The 15,140-nt window shown below is 33.3% G+C and carries 17 protein-coding genes and 1 pseudogene; 9 read left to right on the top strand and 9 right to left on the bottom strand.

Annotated features, from left to right (window positions below; translation table 11 throughout):
- Positions 1–19: 19 nt before the first annotated feature.
- Positions 20–904, top strand: a complete 885-nt coding sequence (locus tag AC1Q7L_RS03030) for a dihydrodipicolinate synthase family protein (protein ID WP_492305480.1) — start codon at positions 20–22, stop codon at positions 902–904.
- A 6-nt stretch (positions 905–910) separates the two neighbouring features.
- Positions 911–1,144 carry a thioredoxin family protein gene (locus AC1Q7L_RS03025; protein ID WP_492305481.1) on the top strand — a complete coding sequence of 78 codons (234 nt, stop codon included), beginning with the start codon at positions 911–913 and terminating at the stop codon, positions 1,142–1,144.
- A 55-nt stretch (positions 1,145–1,199) separates the two neighbouring features.
- On the opposite strand, the gene AC1Q7L_RS03020 is transcribed toward AC1Q7L_RS03025, so the two are convergent.
- Positions 1,200–1,709: a pyridoxamine 5'-phosphate oxidase family protein gene (locus AC1Q7L_RS03020; protein ID WP_410690508.1), complete on the bottom strand. Its 510-nt coding sequence runs from the start codon at positions 1,707–1,709 to the stop codon at positions 1,200–1,202.
- A gap of 222 nt (positions 1,710–1,931) precedes the next feature.
- Between AC1Q7L_RS03020 and AC1Q7L_RS03015 the strand changes: the two genes are divergently transcribed.
- The 3 genes from AC1Q7L_RS03015 (at position 1,932) to AC1Q7L_RS03005 (ending at position 5,025) form a co-directional block, all read left to right on the top strand.
- Positions 1,932–3,170, top strand: a complete 1,239-nt coding sequence (locus AC1Q7L_RS03015) for a Na+/H+ antiporter (RefSeq protein ID WP_492305482.1) — start codon at positions 1,932–1,934, stop codon at positions 3,168–3,170.
- Between the two features lie 33 nt (positions 3,171–3,203).
- On the top strand, positions 3,204–4,007 hold the full coding sequence (locus tag AC1Q7L_RS03010) for a DUF6597 domain-containing transcriptional factor (RefSeq protein WP_492305483.1): 804 nt from the start codon (positions 3,204–3,206) through the stop codon (positions 4,005–4,007).
- A 61-nt stretch (positions 4,008–4,068) separates the two neighbouring features.
- Entirely contained in the window at positions 4,069–5,025 is a 957-nt protein-coding gene (locus AC1Q7L_RS03005; RefSeq protein ID WP_492305484.1) for a nitrilase family protein, read from the top strand.
- A 35-nt stretch (positions 5,026–5,060) separates the two neighbouring features.
- Here the strand turns inward: AC1Q7L_RS03005 and AC1Q7L_RS03000 are convergent, their stop codons facing one another.
- Genes AC1Q7L_RS03000 through AC1Q7L_RS02985 form a run of 4 tightly spaced genes read right to left on the bottom strand, consistent with a single transcriptional unit; the run spans position 5,061 to position 6,835 of the window.
- Entirely contained in the window at positions 5,061–5,414 is a 354-nt protein-coding gene (locus tag AC1Q7L_RS03000; RefSeq protein WP_492305485.1) for a rhodanese-like domain-containing protein, read from the bottom strand.
- A complete protein-coding gene (locus tag AC1Q7L_RS02995; RefSeq protein WP_066758649.1) occupies positions 5,411–5,713 on the bottom strand; it encodes a DUF3817 domain-containing protein in 303 nt (100 codons plus the stop codon). The genes AC1Q7L_RS03000 and AC1Q7L_RS02995 overlap by 4 nt, the downstream gene beginning before the upstream one ends.
- Positions 5,714–5,715: 2 nt before the next feature.
- Positions 5,716–6,216, bottom strand: coding sequence for a hypothetical protein (locus tag AC1Q7L_RS02990; protein WP_492305486.1), 501 nt, complete (start codon positions 6,214–6,216; stop codon positions 5,716–5,718).
- A gap of 28 nt (positions 6,217–6,244) precedes the next feature.
- Complete coding sequence (locus tag AC1Q7L_RS02985) at positions 6,245–6,835, bottom strand: TetR/AcrR family transcriptional regulator (RefSeq protein WP_492305487.1); 591 nt, start codon at positions 6,833–6,835, stop codon at positions 6,245–6,247.
- Positions 6,836–7,294: 459 nt separating this feature from the next.
- On the opposite strand from AC1Q7L_RS02985, the gene AC1Q7L_RS02980 reads away from it, so the two are divergent.
- Positions 7,295–8,521 carry an MFS transporter gene (locus AC1Q7L_RS02980; protein WP_492305488.1) on the top strand — a complete coding sequence of 409 codons (1,227 nt, stop codon included), beginning with the start codon at positions 7,295–7,297 and terminating at the stop codon, positions 8,519–8,521.
- 126 nt (positions 8,522–8,647) lie between these two features.
- On the opposite strand, the gene AC1Q7L_RS02975 is transcribed toward AC1Q7L_RS02980, so the two are convergent.
- On the bottom strand, positions 8,648–9,085 hold the full coding sequence (locus AC1Q7L_RS02975) for a PPC domain-containing DNA-binding protein (RefSeq protein ID WP_410690519.1): 438 nt from the start codon (positions 9,083–9,085) through the stop codon (positions 8,648–8,650).
- A gap of 671 nt (positions 9,086–9,756) precedes the next feature.
- Here AC1Q7L_RS02975 and AC1Q7L_RS02970 point away from each other — a divergent pair.
- Positions 9,757–10,098 (top strand): helix-turn-helix transcriptional regulator, encoded by a 342-nt coding sequence (locus AC1Q7L_RS02970; protein WP_410690520.1) that lies wholly within the window; start codon positions 9,757–9,759, stop codon positions 10,096–10,098.
- 14 nt (positions 10,099–10,112) lie between these two features.
- Here the strand turns inward: AC1Q7L_RS02970 and AC1Q7L_RS02965 are convergent, their stop codons facing one another.
- The 3 genes from AC1Q7L_RS02965 to AC1Q7L_RS02955 all read right to left on the bottom strand — a co-directional run bounded on the left by AC1Q7L_RS02965 (position 10,113) and on the right by AC1Q7L_RS02955 (position 13,131).
- Positions 10,113–10,844 (bottom strand): MBL fold metallo-hydrolase, encoded by a 732-nt coding sequence (locus AC1Q7L_RS02965; protein ID WP_492305489.1) that lies wholly within the window; start codon positions 10,842–10,844, stop codon positions 10,113–10,115.
- Positions 10,845–11,093: 249 nt separating this feature from the next.
- The gene (locus AC1Q7L_RS02960; protein WP_492305490.1) at positions 11,094–12,077 is read right to left on the bottom strand and encodes an aldo/keto reductase; all 984 of its coding nucleotides are present in this window, start codon (positions 12,075–12,077) and stop codon (positions 11,094–11,096) included.
- A 157-nt stretch (positions 12,078–12,234) separates the two neighbouring features.
- Positions 12,235–13,131 (bottom strand): helix-turn-helix domain-containing protein, encoded by an 897-nt coding sequence (locus AC1Q7L_RS02955; protein WP_492305491.1) that lies wholly within the window; start codon positions 13,129–13,131, stop codon positions 12,235–12,237.
- A gap of 462 nt (positions 13,132–13,593) precedes the next feature.
- Here AC1Q7L_RS02955 and AC1Q7L_RS02950 point away from each other — a divergent pair.
- Both AC1Q7L_RS02950 and AC1Q7L_RS02945 read left to right on the top strand, forming a co-directional pair.
- A pseudogene (locus AC1Q7L_RS02950) lies at positions 13,594–14,523 on the top strand (aldo/keto reductase); the annotation flags it as partial.
- 9 nt (positions 14,524–14,532) lie between these two features.
- Positions 14,533–15,108, top strand: a complete 576-nt coding sequence (locus tag AC1Q7L_RS02945; protein WP_492305492.1) for an NAD(P)H-binding protein — start codon at positions 14,533–14,535, stop codon at positions 15,106–15,108.
- Positions 15,109–15,140 lie beyond the last annotated feature (32 nt).

Below are 15,140 nucleotides of genomic sequence, written 5' to 3'. Positions count from 1 at the left end.
AATTAAAAATCAAAATTACATGAAAAATGTTCCATTTAAAGGGATTATAGCATATCCGATCACGCCTTTTGATAAGAAGGAGAAAGTTGATATTCCGTTATTCAAAAAGTTGGTTGAAAGATTAGTTATTTCAGGAAACCACGGAATTGCTCCACTTGGCAGCACCGGAGTTTTACCGTATTTATCAGATGAAGAAAAAGAAGCCGTAACCGAGGCCACCATACAACAGGTTAATGGCAGAATTCCAACATTGGTTGGCGTGTCTAATCTTACGACTGAAAAAACAATCCATCACGCTCAATTTGCAGAAAAAGCCGGAGCCGATGCCGTAATGATTATCCCGATGAGCTATTGGAAATTGACAGATGATGAAATCGTAACGCATTATGATGCTGTTGCCCGTAAAATTTCAATACCGATTATGGCTTACAATAATCCGGCAACGGGTGGAGTAGATATGTCTCCGAATTTACTAAAAAGATTATTGGAAATTCCCAACGTGACGATGATCAAAGAAAGCACGGGAGATATTCAGAGAATGCATTATCTGAGAAAAGAATTGGGAGAAGACGTCGCATTTTATAATGGATCAAATCCATTGGCTTTGGCGGCCTTTTCTGCGGGAGCAAGAGGTTGGTGTACTGCCGCCCCGAATCTCATTCCTGAATTGAATATTGGCTTGTACAATGCTATTGAAAATAATCAGCTTAAGGAAGCGCAGGATCTTTTTTATCAACAAGTTGAATTATTAAAATTCATCGTAGCAAAAGGTCTTCCAAGAGCTATAAAAGCAGGATTAAATATTTTAGGAGAGGAAGGCGGAAATCTAAGAAGTCCTTTGAAACCTTTAACAGAAAGCGAAACAGAACAATTAAAAAATATTATTAAAACCATTAAAAATTAGTCAAAAATGAAAAAATCAGTTTTTTATCATGCAGGTTGTCCTGTATGTGTGAGTGCAGAACACGACATTATTAATCTTATTGGAGCAGAAAATGTAGAAGTTGTTCATTTAGGAGAATTTAGAGATAAAATTTCCGAAGCTGAAAAGGCAGGTGTAGAATCTGTTCCGGCTTTAGTTACCCCAAACGGGAATGTATTGCACATCAATTTTGGAGCATCAATGGAAGATGTTAAAAAGTAAAAAGAATAGGCTGCCTCATAAAAAGGCAGCCTATTTTAATATTAAAAATTATAAACTATACCGTTGCGTTTCCTTCCACGCCATCGGAATTATCCGTTGTTTTTCCTGTAACGGCTGCGGCTACGAAACTAAAAAGACTTACCAATTTTCCAACTTTTGTGTCCCAATAATAGGTTTCCGTTGGTTCCACACGGATAATTGAAACTTTAGGATCATCTTTTCCATCTTCAAACCAAGCGTTAGCCATGGATGACCATTTGTCTTCAATAGTTGCTTTATCTTTGTAAACAGTTGCTTCTCCGAATACAGAAAGATATTGATAGTCACTATTATTCATGAAAAATAGCTGAACTCTTCGGTCTTCTTTTATTTCAAAATTTTTGTTGCTGTCATCACTGCTGATGAACCAAAGATTCCCTTCATCATCGGTTTCCTGTAAACCCATCGGGCGCGAATTGATCGGAAGAGTTTCCAATTCGGTACAAAACATACAAAATTTTGCACTTTCGGACAGTTCTTTGATTTTCTTAATTGCTTCTAGATGTGTAAGATTTTCTGTTGACATAATATAATATTTTAAGTGATTTAGTTTTAAATAAGAATAAAATCAATTAGTATTAAACAATAAATTGATATTAATTATCAATTCAAAAACCTGACCAAAAAAAATCAAACTCATTTATTATTTGAATAAAAATTCCATTATAATTTTTTTACTATTTTTAAAGTAATGATTATGGGGCTATTCGTTACTCTTAACAAACAACAGTAATTAAAAAGAAGTTTGATGGAAAATTATGCAGTTATTTTAATGATTATGGCTCTGATGATAGGAGTATCTGGTTTTGCGGGGAAAATTAAAATTCCTGTACCGATGCTTCTTCTGGTTGTCGGAATTTTAATCGGTTTTATTCCTGCAATGCCGGAAATCGAGATGAATCCGGAAATTATTATGCTTCTTTTTCTGCCACCGTTGCTGTATGATGCGGCCTTCAATATTTCTTTTCAGGATTTTAAAACGAATATGAATACGATCGGGACATTAGCGATCGGATTGGTATTTATAACAACAGCAGGAATTGCGGTTTTGGCGCATTATTTAATTCCCGGAATGACTTGGCCATTGGCGTTTGTACTAGGTTCAATTCTTTCTGCGACAGATGCTGTCGCCGCAGTTGGAGTCACCAAAGGGCTCGGACTTCCTCATAAAACCGTAACAATATTGGAAGGTGAAAGTTTGATTAATGATGCTTCAGCATTGGTTGCCTACCGTTTCGCAATAGCTGCCGTAACAGGAGTTGCCTTTGTAACCTGGAAAGCTTCTTTAGAATTTCTAATGGTTTTGGGAGGTGGTTTTTTGGTGGGCTGGATTGTTTTTAAAGCATTATCACTCACCATTAGATTCTTCCGTTCTGATGCGATGGTTGTTAACAGTTTGATTTTATTAATGCCTTTCGTGACCTATCTTATTGCGGAACATTTTAAAGTTTCCGGAGTGATTGCGGTCGTTATTTTAGGATTAGGAATGTCAAAATTGAGTCGAAACAAATTCCCAGATCACGTGAAAGACCAATCCCATAATTTCTGGGACATTATTATTTTTTTACTGAATGGTTTGATCTTTTTATTGATCGGACTGGAATTTCCTATTATCTTAAAGAAAATGCCTCAGGCACAAGTCTGGACGCTTGCAGGTTATTCTGCAATTATCGTTTTAGTAACTTTATTGATCAGAATGGCGCGTGTTTATCTGCAACAATTTAATCTTCAGAAAGCCTTTCAGGGAAAACGTAAAATCAGTGAAGATGCCTTGTTTGATTCTAAAACAAGTTTTATCATTACATGGTCGGGAATGCGGGGAATTGTCTCCTTGGCCATTGCGATTGGTATTCCTGCAACATTAGAGAATGGCGAACCGTTTCCTATGCGTAATGAGATCATTTTTCTGTCTGTTGTGGTTGTCTTAATTTCCTTATTGGGGCAGGGCTTGACTTTACCGTGGATCGTGAAAAAGTTTAAATCATAAACTGATTAAATCTATTTTGCCTAATTTTGATCTATGCAGATTTCTCCGCCGAAACATTTAGCATCTTACATTAAACATTATATTTTCCTGGAAAATTCTGAGGAAGATATCAAGAAATTAAGGCTGTTTACGGATGGTAATACTGGACTTATTCTGTCTGCTAATATTAATCTGCAGGATCTTTCAGGAGATCAGCTTCCGCTTTCATTTTTTTATGGACAATTAACTCAATATAAAGATTTGGTTACGAATGGTTCCTTTTCTTTAATGGCTGTTGTTTTTCAACCTTATTTTTTGAATATTTTACTTAAAATTTCGGCAAAAGAAGTTAAAAATCAGATTGTTTCTGTAAAAGATGTTTTAAAAAATGAAATGCAGGTTTTTCAGGAAAAGCTTTTTTATAAAACTGATCCTAAGTTAATTATCAATGATTTAAATATTTATTTCACAAAGTTTTTATCTAAAATAATTAATTCAGATTATCAACTTATACAAACAACCCAACAATATATTATTCAAAATAAAGGCATTGTCACGTCAAAAGAATTGGAACATTTCACAGGGTATTCTGAACGTCAAATCGAAAGGAAATTTCAACAATATATGGGATTATCTCCAAAAAAATACAGCAATATTGCCCGACTTCATTATTTCTTAAGCTTAATGAAAATAAATAATAATGAAGAGAATATTACAGGTCTTTCTTACAACGCTGGTTACACTGACCAATCTCATCTTATCAAAGAATTTAAAAATAATATAGGACTTACACCAAGTGAATATCTAAAAACAGAAAATAAATTGGCGGTAAATTTCATAGAACTTCATTCAAAATAATTGATGTCGGTTTTTTACAATTTTTAGAACTTCGGCTATCATAGATTTGTAGAAAAAAAAGATGATCAATCTTAAAATTTCAACAGCACAATTTGAAAATAAAAGTGGCGATAAAGCCTACAATCTTTCCGTCATAGAAAAGCTAGCGAAGCAAGCAGCTTCTAAAGGTTCTCATGTAATTGCTTTTCATGAATGTTCAATTACAGGTTATACATTTGCCAGAAAACTCAATAAAGAACAACTTTTGGATATTGCAGAACTTATTCCAGACGGAAAAAGTATTCAAAAACTAAAAGAAATTGCGGGGAATTATAACATCACCATTTTGGCAGGCCTTTTTGAAAAGGATGAACACGATAATCTATTTAAAGCATATGTCTGTGTAGATAAAAACGGACTGGTTGCAAAATATAGAAAGTTACATCCGTTTATTAATCCTAATCTTACGCCGGGAAATGAATTTTGTGTATTTGAAATTCATGGCTGGAAGTGCGGAATTCTGATTTGTTACGACAATAATATTATTGAAAATGTAAGAGCTACAAAATTATTGGGTGCAGATATTATTTTCATGCCTCATGTTACGATGTGTACCCCTTCCACAAGGCCGGGCGCAGGCTTTGTTGAACCAAAGCTTTGGGAAAATAGAGTAGCAGACCCAACCTCTTTGCGACTTGAATTTGATGGAATGAAAGGAAGAGATTGGCTAATGAAATGGTTACCTTCGAGAGCATATGACAATGCTGCGTATGTTGTGTTTTCGAATCCTATCGGAATGGATGACGATCAATTGAAAAATGGTTGTTCAATGATCATTGATCCTTTTGGCGACATCATTGCAGAATGTCACTCGTTTGATAATAGTTTTGAAACTGCTGTTATTACTCCCGAAAAGCTTACCCAAGCTGGCGGATATCGATATATTCAAGCTCGGAGACCTGAATTATATAAAGATATTATTGGTCAGGATCATCTGTCTGAGCAAAAGGTGGTTTGGATTGATTCTGAAAATAATTAAAAAAATACATTATTTATATCGAAAGAGCTTAAAATTTACTTTAAGCTCTTTTCTAAATCACTCCAGGCACCGCCATTATAAACCTTTTTAAAGCCTTTTTCTTTAAGAATATGTTCAACTTTTACACTTCTGAGTCCGTGTGAACAGACGGTGATATAAGTTTTATTTGAATCCAGCTCTACATATCTTTCCCTGATCTCTCCTAAAGAAATATTCAAAGATCCATCGATATGTCCCATTGCATATTCTTTTTCGGTTCTTACATCTAAAATAACGGCTCCGTTTTTAATTAACTTATCTAAACCATTCTCCAACGTTTGGTATCTGTAAATGCGATAAACAACATACACAGTAAGAATAATTCCGCAAAAAATTAATAGGTTTCTCATAATTTGCTTAAAATTTTATAATCAATATAAAAGGTTCCAAACGGAATAAAACACGCCAAAATTACTTTCCAAGTTGTTTCTTTAAACTTCCAGTGTTGCTCTACACCAACACTCAATGTATTGAAAAGGAAAAGCAGGAATAGCGTTCCGTGGATAGGTCCCATCATTTTTACTAAAGCAGGATTTTCCATTCCGTATTTCAATGGAACTGCAATGAATACTAAGGTTAATAAAGAGATTCCTTCCAAAATAGCAAGAATTCTTAACCGTCCGATTTTTGTTTTAAATAAATTTATCATAATTATCTGAAATAAGGTCTGTTAGCAAGAGGCGAGAATGGCCATGGAATAGCTATGAAAATAATGATCAAGGCAATCGTATACCAGATTAACATGGTTTTAAATTTTTCTTTATCGGTTTCTTTTCTTTTCGTTAATGCCGATCCGATCGTGATTAAGACAATGGAAAACAGCATCAGGAAAATGTGAATCAATCCGAAAAATAAGAGATCAAAAGATTCTTTTGCAGTACTGAAGTTGTTCCAAAAGTATTTAACGATCGGGCTTTGAGAATATAAAGTGATTCCCAAAATTAATTGAACATGAGCTATGGTTGCCGTCCAATGTCTTACAGAATCATCTGTTTTTGAAAAATTCTTGTTAGAAAAATATCCTTTGTAAGCGATAAATAAGGAGTAAATAAGGCTTAATAAAACCAGCCAACGAAATGTAGAATGCAAAAAAGTAAGCGTTTGGTACATCTTTTCATTTTTAATGATGTAGCAAAGGTAAAATAAAAACATACTAATTAGTATGTTTTTTAATAAAAAATTATCTCAGCATATCAAAATAAGATTTAAGTTGCTTTAAATAAACAAGATAAATTGATTTTGAATTCTCTAATTTCCCCAAATTTCTTATTCCCCAGTATCCGGACATCACAAAAACAGCAACTCCTTTTGCATTAACTTCGGGCTGTACTTTTCCATTTTGCTTTCCATTTTCAATGGCTTCAATCATTGCATTTTCCCATTCTGTTGAAAGTTTGTTCAGCGCTTTGGTAAATTCAATATTCCACGGAGCCATTTCCTGTGTAAAATTGGAAGTAGGGCAGCCGTATTCAACTTTTAAAAATTCATTTTTCATCAGAATATTTTCCATCAGATCATAAATCGTGTCTAAGGGATTCTCTGAAGATTGAAAAGGATCAATAAAAGTATCCTGAAAAGTAGATCTCATCAGCTCATTGATGATCGCCAAACCCATCTCATCTTTAGTTTTAAAATGATAATAGAAAGCCCCTTTTGTAACCTGAGTGGTCGCAATAATCTCATCTACACTAGTGGTTTGATAACCTTTTTCATAGATTAATTCAAAGGCTTTTCGTAGAATATTTAAACGGGTTGCTTCCGATTTCTTCATAAGATACTGATTGGTATTTTATACAAAGGAACAACTTTTTTTGGTGAAGTAGCTTAATTCTTTTGTTGGAAAATCGCAAAGGCACAAAGATTTAGAATCCTTATTCTGCTTTATAAGGCGCAAGAAAATCAAAGATTTTTAATTAGTTAACTTATTATTCAACACCTTTTGTCATTCTGGAAGAATCTATACAATTAATAAAAAACCATATCCAGATTCTCCCCGAATTGACAAAGTGCAAGCCAATTTATAACATCATCAATTTTATCGCAGATAAAATCCTTGCGCCTAAAACAATATTTAAAATTTAATTTGCGCCATTGCGATTTACCAACTTCACAAACTAAAATTCCAAATCTTAACTATCATTTTAATGATAATTAACTACTATTTATCTAATTTTTATAATACAATAAATCATCGGAAATTTGTACTGTCAAAATCATTAAAACATTCACAATGAATTATCAAAATGAGATCAAAATCAATCCTGATCATCAAATCATAAAAAAGAAAAAACTGCCCGCAGCACTTTGGGCACTAACGATAAGCGCTTTCGGAATCGGAACAACGGAGTTTGTTATTGTAGGATTGCTTCCAACCGTTGCCAGTGACCTGAATATTTCCATTCCATCAGCAGGACTCTTGGTAAGTTTATACGCCATTGGAGTTGCTATTGGAGCTCCTATTTTAACGGCTTTAACAGGAAAAGTACCACGAAAAGCTTTATTAATCGCAATCATGTTACTTTTTGTAATCGGAAACGGGTTAGCCTCTATCGCTCCCGGATTTATCACTTTAATAATGGCGAGAATTTTAACAGGATTTGCTCACGGAGTTTATTTTTCCATCGGATCTACAATTGCAGCTTCTTTGGTTCCTGAGGAAAAAAGGGCAACGGCAATATCCATCATGTTTGCAGGATTAACGCTGGCGATTGTAACCGGTGTTCCGCTGGGAACTTTTATCGGGCAACATTTTGGATGGAGAGCCACTTTTATCGGAGTCGCAATTTTAGGAATAATCGGGTTAATAGCAAGTATTCTTTTGGTTCCGAAAAATTTACAGAAAGGAAAAACGGCATCTTTAAAACAACAATTAAAAGTTTTAACCAACAGACGTTTAATCTTTGCTTTTTTAATGACCGCAATGGGGTATGGTGGAACTTTTGTGGTGTTTACGTATTTATCGCCTATTTTACAGGAGATTACAGGATTTAAAGAATCAGTCGTAACGATTATTTTATTGATTTACGGAATTGCGATTGCATTAGGAAATTTAATCGGCGGGAAAGTAGCCAACAAAAATCCATTGAAAGTATTACTTTGGATGTTTGCAGCGCAAGGCTTGGTTTTATTAGCGTTTTATTTCACAGTAAACAGTCCGGTTTTGAGTATCATTACGCTTTTCTTTTTAGGAGCATTATCATTTGCTAGCGTTCCCGGATTGCAACTTTTGGTCGTTCAGATCGCAGAAAAAGAATTGCCTGGGACAGAAGATGTAGCTTCAGGAATCAATATTGCTGCTTTTAATATTGGAATTGCTATTGGTTCATACTCAGGAGGTTTGATTGTAACTTCAGCATTAGGAATAGAAAGTACACCGTGGATCGGAGCTTTATTTCTGCTCGTAACAGTTTTAATTACAATGTATAGTATTCGTATTTCTAAAAATAGATTGAAGTAAATATTTTAACTAAATTATAAAAGACCATTCATTTTTGAGTGGTCTTTTTTTTAAAAAAAAGACCATTCATTTTTGAGTGGTCTTTTTTTTAAAAAAATTTAAATGAAAAATCATATTTTAATGAAATTAATTAAAACCAAAGATTTCACTTTTAAACTGAATAATTTCCGTTTCTAAAGGGTAAAAAAAGAATTCATTGATACCGATTATTCTGGCGTCCAAAAGATGTCCGGCTAAAGTGGTATAGTCTTCTCTTTTCAAGGTAGTTTCAAGATGAAATATTGGAGTTCCATCGATTTCAGAAACAGTTCCAAAGATGTCTGAAAAACTTATCGTTTCTTCAAATTTTATATTGAAATTTTTCATTTTTGAAGGATTAAAAAAGTTCAACGTAATGTCTGATAACATTCCGATCCCTTTTATTTTTCCGTGATTAATTTTTTGATCAAGGGCAAAATCAGTCAATCCGTCTATAATATCTGTAAGATTTTTCAACCTTACAACATATGTATTTTCTATTTTCCTCGCAGTCCACAAATTACCTTCAAAAAAATTGACATTCATAATATTAACTGTTTTGATAGTTTTAATAAAAATTTTTCTATTATCAATCTTCAGGATATCATTAATTCCTTTTTCACGTCTAATACAATCAAAGTTCTCTATCAAAAAATAAAGAAAGAATAATTTTGATCAATAATAACCAAAAACAATACCACACAAGTACCACAAAGTATCGGTTTCGGCATTTTTAAAGATTAAAATTAAATTTGAAATAACAGAAAAACATTGATTAAGGTCATAAAAAGTCAATATCAGAATCTGATATATTTGATCATTAACAATTAAAATAAAATCGATTTTAGAAAACTTGATAAAAAACAGTAAAATTAGACGGTCTAATGGTGTCGCGTGGTATGTATGTGGTATTTCAATTCAGGAAAATTTTAATCATTTTTTCTTTCTTTGTCTACAATTATAAATTCTTTGTTTTGATTACTTTTTAAAAATAATTTTAAACACAAATGCAAATATTAAGAAAATTATATCAAGACAAAAAAATAGCTTTATTTAAAATTGAATTAAAAAAACATTGTTAATGGACTTCAATTCCTAATTTTTATTAAGATTAACGATTGAATTACGACTAAAATGAGAAACTAAATTCTGACGCGGAACTTTAAAATCATAAGCACACCGGCAACAGAAAGTACTGTAGAGATGAGAAAATTATTATGAAAAACGAAAAACCTGAGTTCAAACTAGAAGATTTAAATCAAAAATTCTTAGCTCAAGACGAAATCATTGCATTAGCTAAAGAAAATTCGCCCCGTTTGTTAAATAAATTCAGATTGGCATATCCAGATTTTTTTGACAAAATATCTTTGATACAGCCTAATCTCAAAAATTCGGAACTTATTTTTTGTATTTATTTAAAACTTAATCTTACAACCAAGGAAATTGCGACATACACTTATGTCACGCCAAAAGCAATCCAGAATCGAAAAAACAGAATAAGAAAAAAACTGAATATTCCTTCGGAATTAGATATTTATAAATGGTTTAATGATATTTAAACCATTTTTTTTAATTAAAATTCTAAAATAGCTTTATCTAAATCATGATAAAGCAATACTTTCCAATGGTTTTCTTTGGCTTCTTTTTCCCATTTTTGTCTCAATTCACTTGCTTTTTTGCCGTCAAAATCACTTTTGTAGGCAACGTGATATTTTAAATAAGATTCCTGCGGAAGATCATCTGCTCCGTAAAAAACAGTTTCACCGTTTTCTTTGATCCAAAAAATCTGCATGAATGGGGTATGACCGCCAACAACTTCAAAAGAAATCTCTTCATTTATTTGTCCTTGATCATCGTTCATCCAGACGATATTTGGCAGTTTAATAAGCTTTTCTAAGATGCCGAAATCAAAAGAATGATTGCCTTTATTTTCCATTGCAAAATCAAGTTCGCGCTTTTGAATGTAGATTTCTGCATTGGGAAAAGTGGCCTCGTAACCATTTTCTGTGTTCGTTATAATCCCGTCAATATGATCTTTGTGAAGATGCGAAAGCAAAACTTTTGTGATCTGATGATGCGTAATATTTTCCCGTTCAAAAATTTCAGAAATGACAGTTTTTTCTGTTTCATTTTTCCATCCGATACCGGTGTCTAAAAGGATGTAATCATTTTCGGTAATGATTAAAAAAGGCTGAATAGACATTTTTATTCCTCCAACCGTTTCAAAATTTTCTTCTGTTAAAAGCGTAAAGTCTTTAGTTTTACTTGCCGAAAAATTTCCTTCTTTTAGTGGTACGATCTTCATGGTATAAATTTCCTGATAATTTATTAATCTGGAAAACGTTTTTTTTCGATACAAATCATCGGTAAAACCGATTAATTAAAAATCTGTATTGACTTTGAATTACGAAGGCTTCGACTTCGCTCAACCTGACAACGCTAATACTATTCTCAATATTATCCACTGTCAGGTTGAGCGAAGTCGAAGCCTTTATTGTAAACTATGTTCTAAATTCTTACGAAAAAATAATAGTCTACTTTAATTTTCAACGTTTCAAAAAGCATTCACCAGATCATCAATCGTTTTCAATTCTTCTGCGCTTAATTTGATATTAATTGCTTCAGCATTTTGAACAGCCTGTTCAGCGTTTCTAGCTCCTGCCAAAGCAATCGTAATTCCTGGTCTTTCGATCGTCCAACGTAAAACCAACTGACCTAAACTTGCATTATGCGCTTCTGCAATCGGTTTGATTTTATCTAAAAGAATATTTGTTTTTTCTACGAACTCTGGTTGAAAATGAGCCAGATTCGCTCTGTGATCTCCATCTTTAAATTGATATCCTGTATGAATTTTCCCCGTCAACAAACCTCTTTCTAACGGACTGTATGCCAAAATAGATTTGTTATTTTTAATGCAATAAGGAACTGTTTCTGCTTCAATTCCTCGGTTTACCATACTGAACGGAATTTGATTTGAAACTAAATTCAACGTTTTTTCCGCTTCTGCCATTTGTGAAGCGTTGTAGTTACAAACCCCAGCATGACGTACTTTTCCTTGTTCAACCAACTTTGATACGGCTTCAAAAGTTTCATCAATAGGCGTTGTAGAATCTGGCCAGTGAATTTGATACAGATCGATATAATCTGTTCCTAATCTTTTTAAACTCTGCTCGCATTCATAAATAATGCTTTCTTTTCCTGCATATTTGTAAACGTCGATTGCGTCTCCGTTATTTTTATAGCTGTTCATCGCAAAATCTCCTTTTGCAAGATCCCAACGCATTCCAAATTTGGTTAAAATCTGAACTTTATCTCTTGAAAATCCTTTGATGGCTTCTCCAACAATTTCTTCACTGACTCCCTGTCCATAAATCGGAGCCGTATCAATAGAGGTTACCCCAACTTCGTACGATGCTTTGATGGCCTCAATCGCTTCGTTTCTGTCTGTGCTTCCCCACATCCAACCTCCTGCAGCCCAAGCTCCAAAAGTGATTGCCGAAACTTCTAAATCGCTATTTCCTAATTTTCTGTACTCCATATATTTTTATCTAATTATTAATGATGATTAATATTTTTAACTAAAACGATGATTATTTTTCTTGCTTTTTAGATTGAGAAAATTTTTCTTGCATGTTTAATATTTTCAACAGAATTTCCTTCCAGAATAACAAAAATATGGTAAATAACTATTCAAATTAATTTAAATTCCTGTATTCAATAGGAGACATCCCAACTTTTTGTTTGAAAAGTCTTGTAAAATGCTGCGGATATTTAAAACCTAAATTATACGCAATCTGACTAATCGACTGATCAATATCAAAAATTTTATCTTTCGCGACATCAATAACTTTCGTTTGAATATATTCCTGAGGCGAAATTCCTGTTTCTTTTTTAATAAGATCTCCAAAATAATTGGCAGATAAATTAAGCTCTTCCGCACACCAAGCTACGGAAGGTAATCCAATAGTGTGTGGTTTATCAGAAAAGAAATATTCATTTAAAACAGTTTCAAAACGTTCTAAAATTCCTTTATTAATATTGTCTCTTGTGATAAACTGACGGTCGTAGAATCGGGTACAGTAATTCAGAAACAGTTCTAAATTAGAAGCAATTAAAGTTTTGCTGTGTTTATCAATATTTTGCGCCAGCTCATCCTGAATTTTCTCAAAACAATCCATCACAATATGTTTTTCCTTTTCTGAAAGATGTAACGCTTCATTAGATTCATAAGAAAAGAACGAATAATCCTGAATATGCTTTCCTAACAACGTTCCTTTTATCAAATCAGAATGGAAGATCAAAGCCCAGCCTTTCGGTTCAAATTTGGTAACTTTTGGCTGTACACCGATTACCTGTCCGGGTGAGATGAAAACTAAAGTTCCTTCCTGATAATCATAATAATCACGTCCATATTTCAATTCTCCACACTTCAATTCTTTCAGGAAAACGGCATAAACTCCAAAGTTCAAAGTTTGAGCGGGCATTGCTTTCGCTTTAGACATATCAATAATACTAATCAAAGGATTAAGCGTTTGCACTCCTCTTAATTTATTATAAACATCTACACTGTCGATTTTTGCAATCTTTTCCATTCTCTTCGTTTTGATAATACAAATTTACATATTATAAGACGTTGATAATCATCCAAAAACCTCAATCAGTAATTTTGGTAACAAATACAGTAATCTGTATAAAGTCATCGTTGTTTTATCTTCTGAAATTTGCAGAGAGAGAAAAGTAATAGATTATTTACGATCAAATATTTTTTTGTTGGAAATCGCAAAGGCGCAAAGATTTTAATCTGTGCAATGTTTTTAAGGCGCAAGAAAATCAGAGATTTTCGATTGATAATCTTTTAATTTCCATAAAGTTTGTCATTTATAACACTATCAATTTTATCACAGATAAAATCCTTGCGCCTTAAAAATAGCATTTAAACTTTCATTGCCTCTTTGCGATTCTCCAACCTTTATTTAAAATTACTAAAATTCAAAAAAAATATGAAAACAAGAACATAAGGAAACCAAGGATTAGAAGTTTCCGAATTAGGATTAGGATGCATGGGATTAACTTTTGGTTATGGCCCTGCAACAGATGAAAAAGAAGCTATTAACTTAATAAGAAATGCATACGATTCAGGAGTGACATTTTTTGACACTGCAGAAGCTTACAGTCAGGGAGGAAACGAATCGCTATTAGGAAAAGCTGTTCAATCATTCCGCGAAAATGTGGTAATTGCTACAAAATTTGGATTTGAGGGAGGTGATGCTACCAAAGGTTTGGACAGCCGTCCGGAAAGAATCCGTCAGGTTGCAGAAAACTCATTGCGATTTTTACAGACTGATTATATCGATTTATTCTATCAGCACAGAGTTGACCCAAATGTTCCCATCGAAGACGTTGCAGGAACAATTCAAGACTTGATAAAAGAAGGTAAAATAAGACATTGGGGATTATCTGAAGCTGGTTCTGAAACCATTAGAAAAGCTCATGCAGTTCAGCCAGTCGCTGCTTTACAGAGTGAATATTCATTATTCTTCCGTGAAACTGAAAAAGAAATTATTCCGACTTTGGAAGAACTCGGAATTGGTTTTGTACCGTTCAGTCCGCTCGGAAAAGGATTTTTAACAGGAGCTATTAATGATCAAACAAAATTTGATAAAGATGATTTCAGAAACATCGTTCCTAGATTTTCGGAAGAGAATAGAAAAGCCAATCAGGCATTGGTAGATCTTCTTCAAAATATTGCGAAAGAAAAAGAAGCGACTCCCGCACAAATTGCATTAGCATGGTTATTAGCTCAAAAACCTTTCATCGCTCCAATTCCTGGAACGACTAAAATTCATCGTTTGCAGGAAAATATTGGGGCAACAAATGTTGAATTAACTCAGGAAGATTTACATCAAATTGAAGAAACAGCTTCAAAAATTACCATTTTAGGAGAAAGGTATCCTCAACACCTTCAAAATAGAGTAGGAAAATAAAAATTTTAAATGAAAAAAGTACTTATCATAGGAGCCACCGGAAGCCTCGCAAAATATGTTGTTGAGGCCGTGAAACCTTTAGAAAATATTGAATTAACCTTATTCGTAAGAAACAAAAACAGACTTTCCAAAGACCTTTCGGATGATTGTGAAATTATGGAAGGCGATGCATTGAAATTTAATGATATAAAAAATGCCGTAAAAGGAAAGGACATTGTTTATATCAACCTTGATGGTGATTTGGAGACAATGACGAACAACATCGTACTGGCTATGCAGGAAGAGAAGGTAAAGAGAATCATTGGGATCAGCTCTATTGGGATTTACAATATTCCGTTGCGACCTGTTTTGGTTCCTTACAGAAAATTGGCCGATATTATTGAAAGTTCAGGCTTAAATTACACCATTTTAAGACCTGATTGGTTCACCAACATAGATGAAATTAATTACGAAACCACCATCAAAGGCTCACCTGAAATTGGTTCTGCTATTTCAAGGAAAAGTATTGCCGATTTTGTTTCAAAACTGATTAACTACCCGAATTTATATATCAATGAAAACTTGGGAATCAGTAAACCGAATTAAATCTTTTTGACAATTCAATTTGATATATTTAC

The organism is Chryseobacterium sp. GW823-FHT05E08, assembly GCF_058795655.1.
Note: the sequence above shows the minus strand (reverse complement) of the source record. Positions and strands in the feature narration are given on the sequence as shown.

What these genes read in the sequence shown, in the direction of transcription:
- AC1Q7L_RS03030 (WP_492305480.1), top strand. Translation starts at nt 20, where the DNA reads ATGAAAAATGTTCCATTTAAAGGGATTATAGCATATCCGATCACGCCT.
- AC1Q7L_RS03025 (WP_492305481.1), top strand. Translation starts at nt 911, where the DNA reads ATGAAAAAATCAGTTTTTTATCATGCAGGTTGTCCTGTATGTGTGAGT.
- AC1Q7L_RS03020 (WP_410690508.1), bottom strand. Translation starts at nt 1,709, where the DNA reads ATGTCAACAGAAAATCTTACACATCTAGAAGCAATTAAGAAAATCAAA.
- AC1Q7L_RS03015 (WP_492305482.1), top strand. Translation starts at nt 1,932, where the DNA reads ATGGAAAATTATGCAGTTATTTTAATGATTATGGCTCTGATGATAGGA.
- AC1Q7L_RS03010 (WP_492305483.1), top strand. Translation starts at nt 3,204, where the DNA reads ATGCAGATTTCTCCGCCGAAACATTTAGCATCTTACATTAAACATTAT.
- AC1Q7L_RS03005 (WP_492305484.1), top strand. Translation starts at nt 4,069, where the DNA reads ATGATCAATCTTAAAATTTCAACAGCACAATTTGAAAATAAAAGTGGC.
- AC1Q7L_RS03000 (WP_492305485.1), bottom strand. Translation starts at nt 5,414, where the DNA reads ATGAGAAACCTATTAATTTTTTGCGGAATTATTCTTACTGTGTATGTT.
- AC1Q7L_RS02995 (WP_066758649.1), bottom strand. Translation starts at nt 5,713, where the DNA reads ATGATAAATTTATTTAAAACAAAAATCGGACGGTTAAGAATTCTTGCT.
- AC1Q7L_RS02990 (WP_492305486.1), bottom strand. Translation starts at nt 6,216, where the DNA reads ATGTTTTTATTTTACCTTTGCTACATCATTAAAAATGAAAAGATGTAC.
- AC1Q7L_RS02985 (WP_492305487.1), bottom strand. Translation starts at nt 6,835, where the DNA reads ATGAAGAAATCGGAAGCAACCCGTTTAAATATTCTACGAAAAGCCTTT.
- AC1Q7L_RS02980 (WP_492305488.1), top strand. Translation starts at nt 7,295, where the DNA reads ATGAATTATCAAAATGAGATCAAAATCAATCCTGATCATCAAATCATA.
- AC1Q7L_RS02975 (WP_410690519.1), bottom strand. Translation starts at nt 9,085, where the DNA reads ATGAATGTCAATTTTTTTGAAGGTAATTTGTGGACTGCGAGGAAAATA.
- AC1Q7L_RS02970 (WP_410690520.1), top strand. Translation starts at nt 9,757, where the DNA reads ATGAAAAACGAAAAACCTGAGTTCAAACTAGAAGATTTAAATCAAAAA.
- AC1Q7L_RS02965 (WP_492305489.1), bottom strand. Translation starts at nt 10,844, where the DNA reads ATGAAGATCGTACCACTAAAAGAAGGAAATTTTTCGGCAAGTAAAACT.
- AC1Q7L_RS02960 (WP_492305490.1), bottom strand. Translation starts at nt 12,077, where the DNA reads ATGGAGTACAGAAAATTAGGAAATAGCGATTTAGAAGTTTCGGCAATC.
- AC1Q7L_RS02955 (WP_492305491.1), bottom strand. Translation starts at nt 13,131, where the DNA reads ATGGAAAAGATTGCAAAAATCGACAGTGTAGATGTTTATAATAAATTA.
- AC1Q7L_RS02945 (WP_492305492.1), top strand. Translation starts at nt 14,533, where the DNA reads ATGAAAAAAGTACTTATCATAGGAGCCACCGGAAGCCTCGCAAAATAT.